18 protein-coding genes are annotated in these 17,201 nt (G+C 50.8%); 12 read left to right on the plus strand and 6 right to left on the minus strand.

Going from position 1 to position 17,201, the window contains the following annotated elements; translation table 11 throughout:
• Positions 1-82: 82 nt before the first annotated feature.
• The 6 genes from prmB to C2M35_RS15555 all read left to right on the plus strand — a co-directional run bounded on the left by prmB (position 83) and on the right by C2M35_RS15555 (position 5,902).
• The gene (prmB, locus tag C2M35_RS15530; protein WP_105265707.1) at positions 83-1,018 is read left to right on the plus strand and encodes a 50S ribosomal protein L3 N(5)-glutamine methyltransferase; all 936 of its coding nucleotides are present in this window, start codon (positions 83-85) and stop codon (positions 1,016-1,018) included.
• 41 nt (positions 1,019-1,059) lie between these two features.
• Entirely contained in the window at positions 1,060-2,163 is a 1,104-nt protein-coding gene (aroC, locus tag C2M35_RS15535; protein ID WP_105190096.1) for a chorismate synthase, read from the plus strand.
• Between the two features lie 83 nt (positions 2,164-2,246).
• A complete protein-coding gene (locus C2M35_RS15540; RefSeq protein ID WP_105190095.1) occupies positions 2,247-2,801 on the plus strand; it encodes an elongation factor P hydroxylase in 555 nt (184 codons plus the stop codon).
• The gene (locus tag C2M35_RS15545; RefSeq protein WP_105265708.1) at positions 2,791-3,921 is read left to right on the plus strand and encodes an ATP-NAD kinase family protein; all 1,131 of its coding nucleotides are present in this window, start codon (positions 2,791-2,793) and stop codon (positions 3,919-3,921) included. Before C2M35_RS15540 ends, C2M35_RS15545 begins: the two co-directional genes overlap by 11 nt.
• Positions 3,921-4,199 carry a YfcL family protein gene (locus tag C2M35_RS15550; RefSeq protein ID WP_105265709.1) on the plus strand — a complete coding sequence of 93 codons (279 nt, stop codon included), beginning with the start codon at positions 3,921-3,923 and terminating at the stop codon, positions 4,197-4,199. Before C2M35_RS15545 ends, C2M35_RS15550 begins: the two co-directional genes overlap by 1 nt.
• Before the next feature lie 146 nt (positions 4,200-4,345).
• Entirely contained in the window at positions 4,346-5,902 is a 1,557-nt protein-coding gene (locus tag C2M35_RS15555) for an AbgT family transporter (protein ID WP_105190092.1), read from the plus strand.
• Between the two features lie 69 nt (positions 5,903-5,971).
• Here C2M35_RS15555 and C2M35_RS15560 read toward each other — a convergent pair whose 3' ends face one another.
• Complete coding sequence (locus C2M35_RS15560) at positions 5,972-8,572, minus strand: TonB-dependent receptor plug domain-containing protein (protein WP_105265710.1); 2,601 nt, start codon at positions 8,570-8,572, stop codon at positions 5,972-5,974.
• A gap of 296 nt (positions 8,573-8,868) precedes the next feature.
• Positions 8,869-9,351: an SsrA-binding protein SmpB gene (gene smpB / locus C2M35_RS15565; protein WP_105190264.1), complete on the minus strand. Its 483-nt coding sequence runs from the start codon at positions 9,349-9,351 to the stop codon at positions 8,869-8,871.
• Positions 9,352-9,514: 163 nt separating this feature from the next.
• Here smpB and C2M35_RS15570 point away from each other — a divergent pair, with 163 nt between their 5' ends.
• Together C2M35_RS15570 and C2M35_RS15575 are read left to right on the plus strand one after the other, a co-directional pair.
• Positions 9,515-9,955: a type II toxin-antitoxin system RatA family toxin gene (locus C2M35_RS15570; protein WP_105265711.1), complete on the plus strand. Its 441-nt coding sequence runs from the start codon at positions 9,515-9,517 to the stop codon at positions 9,953-9,955.
• Positions 9,955-10,287, plus strand: a complete 333-nt coding sequence (locus tag C2M35_RS15575) for an RnfH family protein (protein ID WP_105190089.1) — start codon at positions 9,955-9,957, stop codon at positions 10,285-10,287. The genes C2M35_RS15570 and C2M35_RS15575 overlap by 1 nt, the downstream gene beginning before the upstream one ends.
• A 65-nt stretch (positions 10,288-10,352) precedes the next feature.
• On the opposite strand, the gene C2M35_RS15580 is transcribed toward C2M35_RS15575, so the two are convergent.
• On the minus strand, positions 10,353-10,715 hold the full coding sequence (locus tag C2M35_RS15580; protein WP_105190088.1) for an outer membrane protein assembly factor BamE: 363 nt from the start codon (positions 10,713-10,715) through the stop codon (positions 10,353-10,355).
• Positions 10,716-10,983: 268 nt separating this feature from the next.
• Between C2M35_RS15580 and C2M35_RS15585 the strand changes: the two genes are divergently transcribed.
• Positions 10,984-11,280: a GIY-YIG nuclease family protein gene (locus C2M35_RS15585; protein ID WP_105265715.1), complete on the plus strand. Its 297-nt coding sequence runs from the start codon at positions 10,984-10,986 to the stop codon at positions 11,278-11,280.
• Here the strand turns inward: C2M35_RS15585 and C2M35_RS15590 are convergent.
• From C2M35_RS15590 to ilvC, 3 genes are all read right to left on the minus strand, one after another.
• Positions 11,234-12,124 (minus strand): M20/M25/M40 family metallo-hydrolase, encoded by an 891-nt coding sequence (locus tag C2M35_RS15590; RefSeq protein ID WP_105265712.1) that lies wholly within the window; start codon positions 12,122-12,124, stop codon positions 11,234-11,236. The genes C2M35_RS15585 and C2M35_RS15590 overlap by 47 nt on opposite strands.
• On the minus strand, positions 12,121-13,290 hold the full coding sequence (locus C2M35_RS15595) for a hypothetical protein (RefSeq protein ID WP_105265713.1): 1,170 nt from the start codon (positions 13,288-13,290) through the stop codon (positions 12,121-12,123). The genes C2M35_RS15590 and C2M35_RS15595 overlap by 4 nt, the downstream gene beginning before the upstream one ends.
• A 199-nt stretch (positions 13,291-13,489) precedes the next feature.
• Positions 13,490-14,962 carry a ketol-acid reductoisomerase gene (gene ilvC, locus C2M35_RS15600; protein WP_105190084.1) on the minus strand — a complete coding sequence of 491 codons (1,473 nt, stop codon included), beginning with the start codon at positions 14,960-14,962 and terminating at the stop codon, positions 13,490-13,492.
• Positions 14,963-15,083: 121 nt separating this feature from the next.
• Between ilvC and ilvY the strand changes: the two genes are divergently transcribed.
• From ilvY to C2M35_RS15615, 3 genes are all read left to right on the plus strand, one after another.
• Complete coding sequence (ilvY, locus tag C2M35_RS15605) at positions 15,084-15,965, plus strand: HTH-type transcriptional activator IlvY (protein ID WP_105265714.1); 882 nt, start codon at positions 15,084-15,086, stop codon at positions 15,963-15,965.
• A gap of 110 nt (positions 15,966-16,075) precedes the next feature.
• Positions 16,076-16,900, plus strand: a complete 825-nt coding sequence (locus tag C2M35_RS15610; RefSeq protein WP_105190082.1) for a MipA/OmpV family protein — start codon at positions 16,076-16,078, stop codon at positions 16,898-16,900.
• A gap of 10 nt (positions 16,901-16,910) precedes the next feature.
• A partial coding sequence (locus tag C2M35_RS15615; protein WP_158678010.1) for a DUF3019 domain-containing protein occupies positions 16,911-17,201 on the plus strand: 291 nt, incomplete at its 3' end.

Raw genomic sequence — 17,201 nt, forward strand, 5'->3', positions numbered from 1 at the left:
AGATTTTAGCCAAAAAAAGCATAAAAACCTAGCGCTAAACACGCTACAATGGCGACATTATTAGCTGAACTAGCAACAGAATATGAACGACAACCTTATTAGCGATGCTGAACTGCAGAAAGCTCAGCAGGAACTGCATAGCATTAGCGATTGGCTACGTTGGACCACCAGTCAATTTAGCGCCCATGGCATTTATTTTGGTCATGGCACCGACAATGCCTGGGATGAAGCGGTAGCACTTATTCTACCTTCATTGCATTTACCCATGGATGCCCCGCAAAACCTGCTGGGCAGTCGCCTGACTAGTCGCGAAAAACAGCACTTATGTGCCTTGATCGCAAGACGCATTAACGAGCGTACGCCGGTGGCCTATTTGACCAATCAGGCTTATTTTGCTGGCATGCCGTTTTACGTTGACGAGCGTGTGCTGGTGCCGCGTTCGCCCTTTGCTGAGCTTATTAACGAGCAGTTTTCTCCTTGGGTTCAGCACCCTGAGCAGATCACCCGCGTACTGGATATGTGTACCGGCTCAGGCTGTATCGCCATAGCCCTGGCGCAAGCGTTTGACAATGCCCTGGTGGATGCGGTGGATATTTCTCCTGACGCCTTAGCTGTGGCCGACTTCAATATTCAGGATTACCAACTGCAAGATCGGGTGATGCCGATTCTATCCGATGTCTTTAGCGGCGTCGGCGATGAAAAATACGACCTGATCGTCGCCAACCCCCCTTATGTGGATGCCGAAGACATGGCCGACTTACCAGAAGAGTTCCACCATGAGCCCGAGCTGGGTCTGGCATCGGGCGAGGACGGCTTGGATGTAACCCGTGAGTTACTGGCCAAGGCTTCTGCCCATTTGACCGAGCAGGGCTTGTTATTTGTTGAAGTGGGCAACTCTATGGTACATATGGAGATGCTTTACCCCGACGCCCCCTTTACCTGGTTAGAGTTTGAACACGGTGGCCTTGGGGTATTTATGATTTCGAAAGCACAGCTTGATGCCTACTTCGGGCAATAAGCACCGCTGATTTTTCGCGCCATTTGGAATGAGGATGAAGTATGGCAGGTAATAGCATAGGGCAGCTGTTTCGGGTGTCCACATTTGGTGAAAGCCACGGCCCCGCCCTCGGTGGGGTAGTCGATGGCTGTCCCGCCGGTTTGCAGCTCGATGAAGCCGACCTACAGGGCGACTTAGACCGCCGTAAGCCGGGACAGAGTCGCTACACCACAGCGCGTCGTGAAGAGGATAGAGTGAAGATCCTCTCCGGCGTGTTCGAGGGTAAAACCACGGGAACCAGTATTGGTTTATTGATTGAAAACACCGATCAGCGCTCCAAAGATTACGGCAAGATCAAAGACGTGTTTCGACCGGGTCATGGGGATTACACCTATTGGCACAAATACGGCATTCGCGACTATCGTGGCGGTGGCCGCTCCTCGGCGCGGGAAACCGCGATTCGTGTGGCCGCCGGAGCTATTGCCAAAAAATACCTTAAGCAGTTTCATGGCATAGAAGTAAAAGCCTGTTTGTCACAGCTTGGCCCCATTAAGGCCGAGCAGTACGACTGGCAGCAGGTTGAGCAAAATGCGTTTTTCTTTCCAGATAGCAGCAAGCTTGATGCCCTGGATGAATATATGCGCGATTTGAAAAAACAAGGTGATTCCATCGGCGCCAAGGTCAAGGTGGTTGCCAGTGGCGTCCCCGTGGGCTTGGGTGAGCCTGTGTTTGACCGCCTCGATGCGGAGCTGGCGCATTCGCTGATGAGCATCAATGCGGTCAAGGGCGTGGAAATTGGCGACGGCTTTGCGGTGGTCGAACAAAAGGGTTCAGAGCATCGCGATGAACTGACTCCCGAAGGCTTTACCTCAAACCATGCCGGCGGCGTGCTTGCGGGTATTTCCACCGGTCAGGACATTGTCGCCAGCATTGCCCTTAAGCCGACCTCCAGCATTACCGTGGTGGGCCAGAGCATTAATACCAGTAATGAGGCGGTGGAGATGATCACCAAGGGCCGTCACGATCCCTGTGTGGGCATTCGCGCCATACCCATCGCCGAGGCCATGATGGCCATCACCCTGATGGATCACCTGTTGCGTCAACGGGGGCAAAACCCCGATGTACGCCTCGAGCATGGGCCAATACCCGGCCAAAGACCCGAATAAAAAACGCAGCCCTAGGGCTGCGTTTTTTACTTTGGCGGCCAAAGCCCGTACAATCGCGCGGTGTTTTGAATTTACCCTTAGTTATGCACCAGGTTGACGAATTAATCACACTCTTTGAACGCACATTTTTTGCCACCCATAACACCCGATTGGTGCGTGGCGACGATGAGCCTATTTATTTGCCCGCCGACGACCGGTGCGACTATCATCGCATTGTCTTCGCCCATGGCTTTTATGCCAGCGCCTTGCATGAAATAGCCCATTGGCTGGTGGCCGGAGAGCGTCGTCGTCAATTGGAAGACTACGGCTACTGGTATTGCCCCGATGGTCGCAGCAAGGCACAGCAGCATGAGTTTGAAAATGTTGAGGTGCATCCGCAGGCCATTGAATGGGCGCTGTGTTTGGCCGCCGGTTTTACCTTTAACGTCTCGGCGGATAACCTAGGTGGTGAGCAAACCTGTCGCTTCTCCTTTCAAAAGCGTGTCTATGATAAACTCCTGACCTTGATAGAGCAGGGTTTTAATGCGCGCACCGAGCAATTGCTTAAGGCCCTGGCACAGCATTATGATCAACCTTATCCGCTGTGTCGCACACAGATACAATGGCAACCTCCAAAGGAACTAGATTATGCAGTTTAAGCTGGGTTTTATTATCAATCCCGTGGCCGGCCTGGGAGGCGCGGTGGCTCTGAAGGGCAGTGATGGTGCCGATACCGCCGCTAAAGCCATGGCTCTGGGTGCAGAGCCCAAGGCGCACCTGCGTGCTCGCGCGGCACTTGAGCAGTTGCTGCCGCATCAAGAGCATGTGACCATCTATACCGTCAATGGCGGTATGGGAGAGTTGGTGGCCAGGGAGCTCGGCTTTAATGTCGAGGTGGTGTATCACAGTGCCCACCCTACCACGGCACAGGACACCGAGCGTGCGGCGCAAATGTTGTGCGAGCAAGGCGTTGACCTGATTTTATTTGCCGGTGGCGATGGCACCGCACGAAACCTTTGCCATGCCATTGGCGAGCGAGTACCGGCCTTGGGCATTCCCGCCGGTTGCAAAATCCACTCCGGCGTCTATGCCATTACCCCCAAAGCGGCGGGCCGGGTGGTGGAGATGCTGGTTAAGGGCGAGCTGGTCACGCTTGCCGAAAGCGATGTGATGGATATCGATGAAGACGCCTTTCGCGCCGGTGCGGTGCGTGCCAAACGCTATGGTGAACTGCGTGTGCCGAGCGAATTGCGCTATGTGCAGGCGGTGAAAAATGGGGCCGGTAAGGAAGTGGACGAGCTGGTGCTTGCCGACATCGCCGCCTATGTGGTCAGCGAGATGGACGAAGACTGGCAATATATTATTGGCTCTGGCTCAACCGTGGCCGCGGTGATGGAAGAAATGGGTCTGGACAATACCTTGCTTGGCGTTGATCTGGTCCAGGATCAGGAATTGATCGGCCGCGATATGACCGCACAACAGTTGCTTGAGGCCTGCAAAGACCAGCCGACTAAACTGGTGATCACCTTGATTGGCGGCCAGGGCCACCTGTTTGGTCGTGGTAACCAACAGTTGAGTCCGGCCCTGATCCGTGCCATAGGCAAAGAAAACATTATCGTGGTGGCGACCAAGAGCAAGCTGCAGGCGCTAGAGGGGCGACCACTTATTTGTGATACCGGCGACAGCGCCCTGGACGACGAATTATCCGGTTATATTCAAGTAACCACAGGTTTTAATGACCACGTGCTCTATGCCGTGGGCCACAATGAGGAGCAGTAATGCCTTATTCAAATTATGTAGACGCGGCGCAGCGTTTTTTTGACGATTTGGTTGATCACGCCGATGACGACCAGCTATTTGCCGGCGGCTATTTACGCGGTCATTTCGATTTGGCCGTGGGTTATGCGCAAGTGGAAAACCTGGCCCTAAGTCCGGCAGAGCTAAACGAGCAAATTGAGCAGAGCCTGGTTAAGGCCTACCATAATGGGGAACTAACCGATGCCGACCGCGACCATGTAGTGGTTATTTGGGAGCAGGTGAAAGCCCTGGCCAGTTAACGGCTTCAAGCTCTACCTAGTTACAGGCATTAGGCGAGTCTAATGCTTTAGCATGTAGCCTTTATGTTAATTTTCAAGTAGGCTGCATGGTGTTAATCGCTCGGGACCTGTGCCCGAGTGACTGTTTTTAGGTTAGGAGTCACAAAATGAATAATAATAATGGTGACCAGCAAGGAGCTGCACCAAGTGGCGCAATCGCGCGCTTTCTCAATACCATAGAGCGAGTCGGGAATAAACTGCCAGACCCGGCAATGATTTTCCTCTTTGCCATGTTACTTATCTGGGTTCTATCCTGGGCCTTCTCGGGCGTGACCTTCGATGTTATCGACCCGCGCACTCAAGCCCCCATAGTGGTGAACAACCTGCTTACCGGCAATGCCTTGGCGGGCTTTTTGGCTTCCATGGTGAAAACCTTTACCAGTTTTGCACCCTTGGGCGTGGTGCTGGTGGCCATGCTGGGTGTGGGTGTGGCCGAGCATTCGGGCTATATCAATACCGGCATTAAACTTATGCTTAAACGCACACCTAAGGCGTTGCTGACGCCCATGGTGATCTTGGTGGGCATTGTTTCACACACAGCCACCGATGCCGGGTACGTGCTGGTAATTCCGCTTGCCGGGGTGATCTTTTATGCCATGGGACGTCATCCCTTGGCGGGTATCGCCGCGGCGTTCGCCGGGGTGAGTGGCGGCTTTAGCGCCAACTTTATTCCATCGGGCATTGACCCCTTACTGCAAAGCTTTACCCAAAGTGCGGCGCAGATCATCAACCCGACCATGGAAGTGAACCCACTTAACAACTATTACTTTACCTCGCTATCGAGCATCTTTATTGTGCTGGTGGGCTGGTATATCACCGACAAAATTATTGAGCCGCGACTGAAGAGCTCAGAAGTGGACGGCAATACCGATGAACTGCCCGCCTTTGACCAGGCCACGGGCAAAGAGAAGAAAGCCTTTTTAATTGCCACCGGCGTTATGCTGGCCGGCTTGGCCTTGCTGGCCTATGTTGCGAGCTTAGACACGTCACCGCTGCGTGCCAAAAATGGCAACCTGGCGGACTTTAGTGCGCCGATTATGCAATCCATAGTGCCGCTGATTTTCTTGCTGTTCTGGATACCTGGTGCAGTGTACGGCTTTGTTGCCGGTACCTTTAAGACCTCCAAAGACATGATCATGGCCATGACCAAGGCCATGGAAGGTATGGCTTATTATATAGTCATGGCGTTTTTCTGTGCCTTGTTTATTGCCGCCTTTGCGCAGTCAAACCTAGGGGCTCTATTGGCCATTGAGGGCGCTGCCGTGCTTAAGGCCATGTCGCTGCCAAGCGGGGTGACCATTATCGGCATCATCTTCTTAACCGCCTTTGTGAACCTGTTTGTTGGTTCAAGCTCGGCGAAATGGGCGTTATTGGGACCTATTTTTGTGCCCATGCTGATGCAACTTAATATCTCGCCGGACTTAACGCAGGCCGCGTATCGTGTGGGGGACTCCAGCTCCAACATCATTACGCCGCTGATGCCGTACTTCCCGCTGGTGGTGGTCTATTGTCAGAAGTATGTGAAGAACACAGGTATCGGCACCCTGATAGCCATGATGCTGCCTTACTCCATTGCCTTCTTGGTGGGCTGGAGCCTGTTTTTACTGGCCTATTGGGGTCTGGGTATTCCGCTGGGCATTCAAGCCTCTTATACCTACGGCTAAACGATTGTCCTTGGTATAACACAGCAAATAAAAAGGCCGCTATTTAGCGGCCTTTTTCATTTTGGCGTTTTAGTTAAAGCGCCATGTTAGGTTGGTGTAGATATAACGACCACGTGGGTTGTGTACCGAAGATACATAACCGTATAGGTCGGAATCACCATCACCGATAGCAAACGGTGGATCTTCATCGAAGACGTTGTTCATACCCACTGAGATACGAATATCGTCGTTGACGTTATAAGCGCCTTGAATATCTACCAGGGTATGGGAGTCAACATCGCGGGATTTGGCGGTGTCGAAATCAAGATCACCGTCAAAGTTGATATCCGGGGTGTCTTCAAACGAGCCCACATAACTGATGTTCATGTTGACATTGAAGTCCTGGAACTCCCAGTTGGTGGCGAATAAACCACGGTGACGCGGGTATTCGTATTCGCCGATATACTCACGACCGTCCTTGTTGAACTCGTGCATATATGACCACTCAAGGTTGAACTTGAGCAGACCCATATCGTCCATATCCATCTTATAGTTGGTGGATAGGTCGATACCCGAGGCCTCTTGCGAAGAAACGTTCTCGAACGTACTGTGCACCTGCTGGATCACACCCAGGCTCTGGCCTGCAACAGGAGGAAGACGCACACACACGGTGCTGTTTTGGTCATTACAATGGGTGTTGTATACGCTACCGAAGTCTTGTTCGTCGATCTTGTTGTCTTGCTCGATGCTCCAGATATCTACAGATATGCCGAACTCGTTAACCGGCGCCCAAATGGCACCTAGGTTCCAAGACTCAGACTCTTCGGCATCAAGATCCGGGTTACCGGCAAACTCAATATTGTAATCGAGTAGATCACAGTCTTGGCCCGTGGCCTGACAACGATAAGTATCAATGAAGAATTGACTCTCTTCCGATGGGCCTAAGCCAATTTGTGCCAGCGATGGAGCACGGAAGCCCTGAGCCCATGAACCACGTAGTGAAAACTCGCCACTGGGTGCCCATTTAAAAGCGACTTTCGGGTTAGTTGTTGAACCAAAGTCGCTGTAGTCATCGTGACGACCGGCCAGTTGTAGTTCAAAATCATCGCTTAGAGGAATAGAGAATTCCACATAAGCAGCCCACTGGTCGCGCTCTGCCGCCGCCGATACCGACTCTGTGCCGAAGATCAGACCGCGCTGGAATTGGTCATCAGGCACATCGCTGACGTCTTCATCGCGGTACTCAAGACCTGCCGCCATCATTACCATATGCTCATTAAACTCAAAGGCTTCGCCGCTGATGCTGGCATCGAATGAGGTCATATGCGACTCACCGCGACGCACTAGGCTGGTGGTGATGCGGTCGATGACCTCAGGTGAGTTCTGAACGCCACCGAAGGGATTGTAGTTACCGGCGTCGATTTCCTGCTGCAGGAAGTCAACACGGACCCAACCCATAGAGCGGTCGCCGGTTTGCTCTGACTTACTGCGGCCTTTTTGCGCTGCTACTTCCCAGCCCCAGTCATTGATTTCACCGCGTAATCCCGCCACGATGCGCAGGGTATCGGACTCGATGTCCCAACGGCGAGGGCCCGCATCTACTGTACGGTAACGACCAATTTCAATATCTTGGTTGAAAGGGTTGTTTGGATGACTGCCAGGGACAGTTAAGCCAGCATCTTCATCCAATGGTGTTGGTGCACCACCGGCTTCCGAAGTATTATGCTGCGCGGCGATTTCCATAAAGGCGGTGATATCGTTATTAAATTTATAATCGAATTGGGCGATGGCACCAACACGCTCTGCAGGCGGCGTAATAAAGCCATAAGGGCCGTAATCAAATAAACAGCTACCGCTCGCGGTGGCGCTGTCGGCAGGACAATCCGGGTCAATGGTTTTCACGCCATCGACATAGAAATAGCCAGGGAAGCCACGCGATGAACGAAAATCCATACCGCCATAAGGCGATTGGTTAGCGGTGCCTAAACGGCCCATTTCATCGGCTTCAAGTCCGGTATTTTTAAAGTAATCAAGAATAACCGAGGCGCTGCCTTTGTCGCTGGTGGTACCCCATACTAGGCTGGCAGTGGTTTCTTCGTGGTTTGGTCCCGTGGTACCACCATAACCGAGGTTCACTTCGATGCCTTCGATGTCCTTTTTCAAGATCACGTTGACCACACCGGCGACCGCATCGGAACCATAAATGGCCGAGGCGCCGTCTTTTAGAATATCGATACGCTCGATGGCCGATACCGGAATCGAGTTGATATCAACGAAAGAGTTGGTAATGCTCTCGGCAAAGGCACTGATGGCAACGCGGCGGCCATTGATTAGTACCAGGGTCGCATCGGGGCCTAGGCCACGTAAGCTTACCGCGGCACCACCGTTGGCGGTTGAATCCTGGTTATTGCCGCGGGTCGAGAAGGTACCATTGCCGGCAACTGGCATACGCTCTAGCAATTGCTGAAGGTTGTCATAACCCATATTGGCGATATCTTCCTTGCCGATGCTCTGTACCGGTGAAGGACCTTCCATATCGGTGCGTTTAATACGCGAACCGGTTATTTCAATTCGTTCGACGTTTTCCGCCGTTGTCTCTTCGGCTTGCGCTTGAATCGATATGGACAGCGCGCCGGTGCCTAAAGCCAAGGTGAGTGCCGTGCGCAAGGCACTGGGTGTGAACTTTCTCATCCTGAAATCCTTATTATTATCCCTGTGGGGATTTTTTGTTGTCATAATTATCTACTGCTAAATATCCACGTAGGAGTGTAGTAGAAAATCAGTAGAAACATAGAATTAACATTATTAACAAGCCTGTGGCAATGCGTCTTTTGGCTGAATCTGTAAAAAAGCGTTTAGATTAATTTACATGTTTGTGGCGAACGGGGCAGTACTAGTGGCTTTGAGATGTGGAAGGAAGGCAGGTGACGGTAATATTTTGTTACTTAAAATGGATACAAAAAAAGCGAACATAGGTTCGCTTTTTTTCATTTTGTTTTGTGTTTCATGACCCGTTCTTTTTCACGAGCCCAATCTTTTTCTTTAGTATCGGCACGCTTGTCATGCATTTTCTTACCCTTGGCGAGGTAAAACTCCAATTTTACCCAGCACTTTTTCCAATACATGGCGGTGGCCACCAAGGAATAACCCTCGCGTTCGGTGGCACCGATCAAACGGTCGATTTCGCGCTTGTTTAAAAGCAACTTGCGATAGCGCATTGGATCGCAAATGGTGTGGGTTGAGGCGCTGTTCAGGGGTTGGATTTGGCTCCCCAATAGATAGGCTTCCCCGTTCTTAATATGGATATAGGTATCGGAGATATTAACCTTACCGGCGCGAATACTTTTCACTTCCCAGCCTTGAAGCTCAAGGCCGGCCTCGAATTTATCGTGTAAAAAATACTCATGGCGCGCTTTTTTATTGAGCGCGATGGTATTTGAGGTCGATTTTGCTGTTTTTTTCTTTGCCATAGTGGCGCCATTATACTGATTGTATGCGCATTTACACCAGTTTTTTATTACCTGCATAGCGTCGGTTGCGGCGCCCGGTTTTTACCTTAAACGCCTGTCCTGCGAATGCCCCTTGGGGCTGGCCCTAAAGCTTGCTAGAATTGCGCTGTTGTGAGGAGAGGTTATGCCACAAATAGAAAAATCAGCGCTGGTGATGTATAGCAGCAAGGAAATGTTCGACCTAGTTAATGATGTCGATGCGTATCCTGAGTTTTTACCCCATTGCAGTGACGCCAAGGTGTTTGCTCAGCAGCAAAATCATATGCGTGCTGGATTGGAAATATCCAAGGCCGGGCTAAAAAAGTGGTTTACCACCGAAAACACGCTTGATGCCGAGCAGCACACCATAGCCCTGGCTTTGGTGGATGGCCCCTTTAAGCATTTGCATGGTCATTGGCAGTTTAAGCCCCTAGATGAGCATGCCTGCAAGGTGAGCCTAAAATTGGAATTTGAGTTTGCCAGCAAGCTGGTGGAAATGGCGTTTGGCCGCGTCTTTAACGAGGTCGCGAAAAACATGGTGCAGGCCTTTACCCAGCGCGCCAAAGTGGTTTACGGAGAGCGTTAATGATAGAAGTTGAAGTGGTGTTTGCCTTACCCGATAAAGCAACCGTGCTTAGTGTTGAAGTGCCGAAAGGCAGCACGGCCGAAGAAGCAGTATTGAAATCGGGCATAGTGGAAAAATGCCCGGAAATTGATATGAAAAACCTAACCCTGGGCATTTGGAATCGTACCTGCAAGTTGGATACCGAGCTTAAGGCTGGGGATCGGGTTGAGATTTACCGACCGCTAATTGCCGATCCAAAAGAAGCTCGCCGTAAACGGGCCGAAAAAGCCAAAGAAGAAGGGCGTGCCAATAAAATCACCGGTGCCAAGGTGAAAAACGGAGACCCTGGCTAACTTGTAGACCAGTGACATAAAAAACGCGGCCATGGCCGCGTTTTTACATCATCCCGTTTAATTCGTTATTGTTCTAGCGGGGTATTAAAGTCTTCCGGTTGCTCGTAATCTTCCGAGCTGATGCTGGCCAGGCGATCGTTGGCAAACTTTAGCTTAAGCTGTTTGCGCTGTTCAAATTCACGACCAAGATTGAAAACATAAAGGTAATACCAGGTATCCTTGTCGAAGGCATCCTCTGCAACCGGCTTACCTAGCACGTAGAGTACCTGCTCGCGAGTCATGTCGACTCGTAATTTATCAACGTCGGATTGTTCTAGAAAGTTTCCCTGCGGAATATTGATGCGGTAGACCCAACTAGAGCATGCACTTAAACTACTGCATACAATAACGATGGCTGCTACCAGCGAAAACTGTTTAAACCACTGCATGTTCGATTATCAGTCCTTATTTATTGTTGTTAGCATGATACCCATTCGACACCGAAGGTAAAGCGCGAAATCATAAATCATACCAATTCTGTTAAGTATGTGATCAGATATAGCGCTGGATAAATGTTGTGATAACAAGGCGGAATTTTTCTTATGTAGTTATTCTACATCGAAAAATTTCAACACAGTTAGCACGATATTTAGCCCGCTAGAGTGATTAGCTATTTAAGTGAATTGGTATAAGACCCTAACCGAGGTAATTAGTTTAATGAGTTTAGATAAATCCGAGTTATGGTGGTTGTATATTGTGCAAACAAGATACGGTCACTGGTATACCGGGGTCAGCAATAATGTTGCTAAACGCCTGCAGGCGCATGAGCAGGGAAAAGGGGCTAAGAATCTAAAGGGTAAGGGGCCGCTCACCTTGGTTTTCACCATGCCGGTGGGGACACGGAGCGATGCCTGTAAACTCGAAGCCGAGATTAAAAAGCGCAGCCGCGCCGGTAAGGAAAAATTTATCAATGCGCATGAAAATCACCGCACCGAGGTCCTAGCAATTCTCTAATAAAGTGCGTTAATAGCTGCAGCGTTTGCGCATAACGTTCGCCATGGATCTGTGCCGCTGTGTCACTTGGCTTGTGGTAATGCGGGTCGTCCGCAGAAGTGACAAAGATAAAGGGTAATTTTTGCTGGGCAAAAGCCCAATGGTCGCTGGCCCTTAGCCAGTCGATACGCTCGCCACTAAGACGACGATTGATGCTGCGATTGGTTCTGGCCATTTGTGTTTTTAAGGGGCTGTTATCAATATGCGCCTTAGCCATGGGGCATAAAACTTCCCGGGTATAGAAAAACAAACGGCTGTTGGCGCGAGGCATATTAAGCATATCGAGATTTATATTTAGGCGTACGGCATCATCGTTTTTGCCTTTGATGAAGTGCTTGGCCCCATGCAAGCCGTTTTCCTCAGCGTCGAAGGCGGCAAAGGTGATTTGCTCGCGCAGTGGCTGCAGTTGCTCTGCTATGTAAAGCATAGCGGCAACGCCAGAGGCGTTATCATTGGCCCCAGGGTAATAGTGACGCCCGGGTTTGCCTAAATGATCGTAATGGGCACTGATCACCACACAATTTCGTTGGCAGTCATTGCTGATAATATTGCGCCCCTGACCCTGTTGAAAAAAGCCCTGCTTAAAGGCAAATGGCTGCACCTGAGTTTGATATCCCAATTGTTGTAGCCGCCTTTGCACATAGTCCCCGGCTTGAGCACCGCTATTGCTGCCCGCCTTGCGCCCGGCCAGATCTTCGCTGCTCAGGTAGGTTAAATCTCTGTGCCATTGGGGTGAACTTGTTGCCATGGCCGGGTTTGCCGCCAGCCAAATAAGCGCCGTGGCTAAAAATATGAGTGTCTTCATCGATTGTTAGCTACTAGCTCCAAGCTAGCCAGTTTGCCGCGATAACGCAGCTTATCATAGTCAAATTGCGCTTTTTTGTGCGCCATCAGCAAGTATTTGCGTGTGGCCTTAATATCACCCATCAAGTAATAGGTGTGGGCCATGCCAAAATAGCTTTCATGGATACGTTCATCCAGCTCGCGCGCCTTGCGAAAATGACTCAGGGCCTGGGCATATTGTTTTTGCACCAGACTGTCGTTACCCAGAGCGATATGGTAGTAGGGGTTGCTTCTGCGCATTTGTGCCAGTTTGCGTTCTATATCCACGGCCTGGTTTTCGCGCTCGGTGAGGCGATAAAGAATCGCCAGATTCCCGAGCGCAGTGTTGTTATCCTTGTCTATATTGATGGCGTATTGATAGGCGCTTTCGGCGCGCTCAAAGTCATTGATTAGTCGATAGAGAACACCTAGATTTCCCCAGCCGCCCGAGTAGTAGGGGTCCATTTGTGTGGCGGCGAAAAAGTAGCTGTAAGCGCGTTCATAGTCCTGCTCGACTAGTGCGGCGGCGCCCTTGTTGTTATAAAACATGGCGGCGACACGTTCTTTGGTGATTTCCGTGGTTTTAAAATTGCCGTTGGAGATGTCCGGGGCAAAATCAACCAGTACTTCACGCTCTGCATTGTACAATTCATAGACCTCGTTACGATGACGCGGCTGGTATAAGCGCAGGTTAATATGGCCGGTGAGCAGGTTATAACCGCGATTAAGTGCCCAATATTCAGGAATATGCACGCGTTGAAATTGCCCCTTTAAACCCAAGTGCTCGGCCATGCTAAAGGCTAAAATGGACAGGGATAAACAGTTGGCATTCAGTTGCTTATAGGTTTGCGCCGCGGTCAGGGTGGCACCGGATTGGTAGCGCACGCTTTTATCGCCATTTTCTAAAATGTGCATCATCAAGCGCTTGGTGGCACTGAGATTTGCAGAGCGGGTGGCAAAGGCGTTGTTTAACTGGGCTTTCATTGAGCTATCGAGCGCGAATATCTCTTCCAGACTTTCCACAGTTTGTGCATGGAACTGCGGGTGCTGTGCCAAGTTGTTTGGCGGTGGGGGAAGCTCTTTGACTTGTGTGCTACTGCACCCCCATAACAAAAGGAGCGGTACCATAAGGGTGATTAAGGTGCGCATACTAACCTCCACGGCTCAGGCATAGACAATACTTCGGGCCCAATCCTTGGAGCACATACTAGTCTAAGTATAGTTTAGGTTGTCGCTTAGGCCGTTGGCTAATTGTTACAAAGCATGAATGGGTGATTGATTCGTAAAGAAAAAAAGCCCAAAGCATCGACTTTGGGCGCAAGGGAGTGACGGTGGCTACCTACGTTGTTTAAACAATCTTTTTCATTGCCGACATGTAGCTTCGCAGCTTAGTGCCGACGATCTCTACCGGGTGATTACGCAAAGCTGCATTCACCTGGATCAGGGCCTGGTTATCAACACCATTGTCCGTCTGCTCGAGGCCACGGCCGATAACATCCGTGTCTATGTTGCGCATAAAGGGTTGCAGCAGCGGCAAACAGGCGTGGTTATATAAATAGCAGCCATACTCCGCGGTGTCTGAAATGGTACGATTCATCTCATAAAGCTTTTTACGGGCTATGGTATTGGCGATAAGCGGTGTTTCATGCAGCGACTCATAATAAGCCGATTCGGCTTTGATGCCCGCCGCCGTCATGGTTTCATAGGCTAATTCTACGCCCGCCTTGACCATGGCTACCATCAAAATGCCATTGTCGAAAAATTCCTGTTCACTGATGTGCACATCGCTATTTTGCTGTTGCTCAAACGCCGTTTCTGCCGTTTGCGCACGCCAGCCCAGTAGCTTGGTGTCGTTTTCGGCCCAGTCCGCCATCATGCCCTTGGAAAAGTCGCCGCTGATAATGTCATCCATATGCTTGTTATAAAGCGGGCGCATAATGGTTTTCAGGTCTTCGCTAAGGGTAAAGGCTCTTAATTTCGCCGGGTTACTGAGGCGGTCAAGCATATTAGTGACACCGCCGTGTTTAAGTGCTTCGGTGATCACCTCCCAGCCATATTGAATGAGTTTTGCCGCGTACCCGGGATCGATGCCTTTTTCCACCATTTTATCGAAACACAGCAGTGAGCCGGTTTGCAGCATGCCGCACAGTATGGTTTGTTCGCCCATCAGATCCGATTTTACCTCGGCAACAAAGGACGAAAGCAGTACGCCGGCGCGATCGCCACCAGTACCCGCGGCATAAGCCTTGGCTTGAGCCAGGCCCTTACCTTCAGGATCGTTTTCCGGATGCACGGCGATTAATGTGGGCACCCCAAAACCGCGTTTGTACTCTTCGCGCACTTCCGACCCCGGACATTTGGGAGCGACCATGATCACAGTAATATCGTCGCGGATCTGCTTGCCTTCTTCAACTATGTTAAAGCCATGGGAGTAGGCAAGGGTAGCACCTTGCTTCATCAGTGGCATAACCGCATCAACCACGGCGCTATGTTGTTTATCGGGTGTCAGGTTTAACACCAGATCCGCATCGGGGATAAGCTCTTCATAGGTGCCGACCACAAAACCATTTTCGCTTGCGTTTAGGAAAGATTGACGCTGCTCACTAATGGCCGACTCTCGCAGGGCATAGCTAACGTCTAAGCCCGAATCACGAAGGTTTAACCCCTGATTTAGGCCCTGGGCACCGCAACCGACAATGACTAGCTTTTTGCCAAGGAGTACCTGGACGCCGTCGCTAAACTCGCTGCGATCCATAAATTCACATTGCCCTAATTGTGCCAGTTGCTCGCGCAGCGGTAGGGAGTTGAAGTAATTTGCCATTGTCGATCCTCGAAAATAATAGTTCTGCTAATAGGTCTGTTATTGACTCTAGGCAAAATAGAGTATTGCGTAAAATGATATATTTGCATTATTGTGTTGCGTATATTGAAATGAGGTGGCCATGCAACATAAACAACTGCATTACTTTTTGGCGCTTGCCGAGACCCTGCACTTTGGTCGTGCCAGCGAGCGCTGTTATATCAGCGCCTCGACCCTGAGTCGTAACATCAAACAGTTAGAGCAGGAAGTGGGGTGTGAGCTGTTTGTGCGTGATAACCGTCATGTACAGTTGACCGCGGCGGGGGAGCACTTCTCTCACTATGCCAAAAACACCCTGGTGCATTGGCAGCAGTTTAAAGCAAGCTTGAACCAAGAGCAGGAAGTCGCCGGAGAGCTCAGTATTTTTTGCTCGGTCAGTGCCGCCTACAGTTTCTTGAATCCCTTGTTATCGGCACTGCGTCAGCGCCATGGTAAAATTGAGATGAAACTACATACTGGCGATCCGGCTCAGGCTCTTGAACGAGTCCTGGATCATCATGAAGATGTGGCCATCGCCGCGAAACCCGCACGTCTAGCACAGCAGTTGGCATTTTGCCGTTTAGGTTGGTCGGAGCTGGTGTTTATCGCCCCAAAAATGCCCTGCGAGGTGAGCCAGCAAATTAATCAAGGAGGGACGATTGCCTGGGAACAATTGCCCTTTATTATTCCCGAGCAGGGCGAGAATCGAAGCCGGCTGATTAATTGGTGGCGAACAAGGCGAATACAGCCGCCCATTTATGCTCAGGTCAGCGGCCATGAGGCTCTGGTTTCCATGGTCAGTTTAGGCCTGGGAGTGGCCTTGATCCCGCAGGTGGTGTTAGAAAACAGCCCATTTAGTGACAAGGTACAGATAGTCAAGGTGGGTGATGCACCGGCACCTTTTGAAATTGGCCTGGTGGCCTTGCAGCGACGGCTGTCCGAGCCGGCGCTTGGCGCCTGTTGGCAGTTGGCGAAGCAATTATAAATGGCGTTTAGGTGACCAAAAGGGCGCGATTTGTTAACAATTGTTATTGCATACTGAACAAAACCTTGACTGTTGCTAGGATAGCGGCTCGTTTATTCTTGGGGAACCATATGCGTTTAGGGCTTCATACTTCCGTGTTGAGCACCGTTTTGGCTGCGTTGGGTAGCGCTGTGCATGCCAATGAGGTGCCGTTAGAACAATGGCATCTTGGCATTAACATCGGTTACGGAGTGATGAGCAACCCGCTGCACGGAGGCGACAATGTGCACTTGTACCTGGTTCCCGATGTCGCTTATTACACCGATACCTGGTATCTCGATAATAATCAGGTGGGCTACACCTTTGTCAACCAAGACGAGCATGTGCTCAGCGCCATTACCGAGATTAACCCGGAAACGCGGTTTTTTGTCGACTGGCATCCCAGCAATGTCTTCGCGCTGCAAGCAGGAAGCTCTTCTCTGCTCGCTGACAGCCCGGCTAGAGTGAGGGTCGATGAGCTTGATACGCGCCGCTGGGCTTTCGATGCCGGTTTTGAATATCATTATTTTACCGGAATAGGGCAATTTCAGGCCAAGGCCTTGGCGGATGTCAGCGATGTGTATCGCGGCTGGCGTGCTCAAGCAAGTTGGCGTTGGGGATATCGTATCGGGCAATGGGTATTGGAGCCCAATATTGGCATCAATTACAGCAGTTCCGAGCAGAACGACTACTTCTATGGCTTAAGTCGCGAAGAAACAGGCGGTTATGGTGCCATTGTCGTTGGTAGCAGTATACAACCCTATGCTAAAATTGATGTCAGCTACCTAGTCGACGAGCATAATGCGCTGCGTATGCACTTTGGATATATCGATTATCATACCCAAGCCGAGGCCAGCCCATTGTTTAAGGACTCTTCCTCGTTGACCTTGTTTATCGGTGTGAAGCACCTTTTTTAGTATGATGAGTTTGGCGGCGACAGCAGTGATCGGCAGCGCGGTGGTTATGACCGCCATGCCTGCATACGGGGACGAGCTGTTGGAAATTTCGCCGCAATTTTGTGTGGTTGAAAACAAAGAACAAGCCTGTACAACGCAGGTTAATATTCGCTGGACTTTGCCCGAGGCCATACCGGTGTGCTTGCTTGAAAATAATCGCACCTTGGGCTGCTGGCCCGCGCAGCAACAGGGGTTGTGGCAGTATAAAGCCGAGGTTCAGTTACCCGCCATATACTCCCTCACTCATGCGCACACAGGCGAA

This window comes from Pseudoalteromonas sp. T1lg76, from assembly GCF_002964725.1.
Taxonomy (GTDB): Bacteria; Pseudomonadota; Gammaproteobacteria; order Enterobacterales; family Alteromonadaceae; genus Pseudoalteromonas.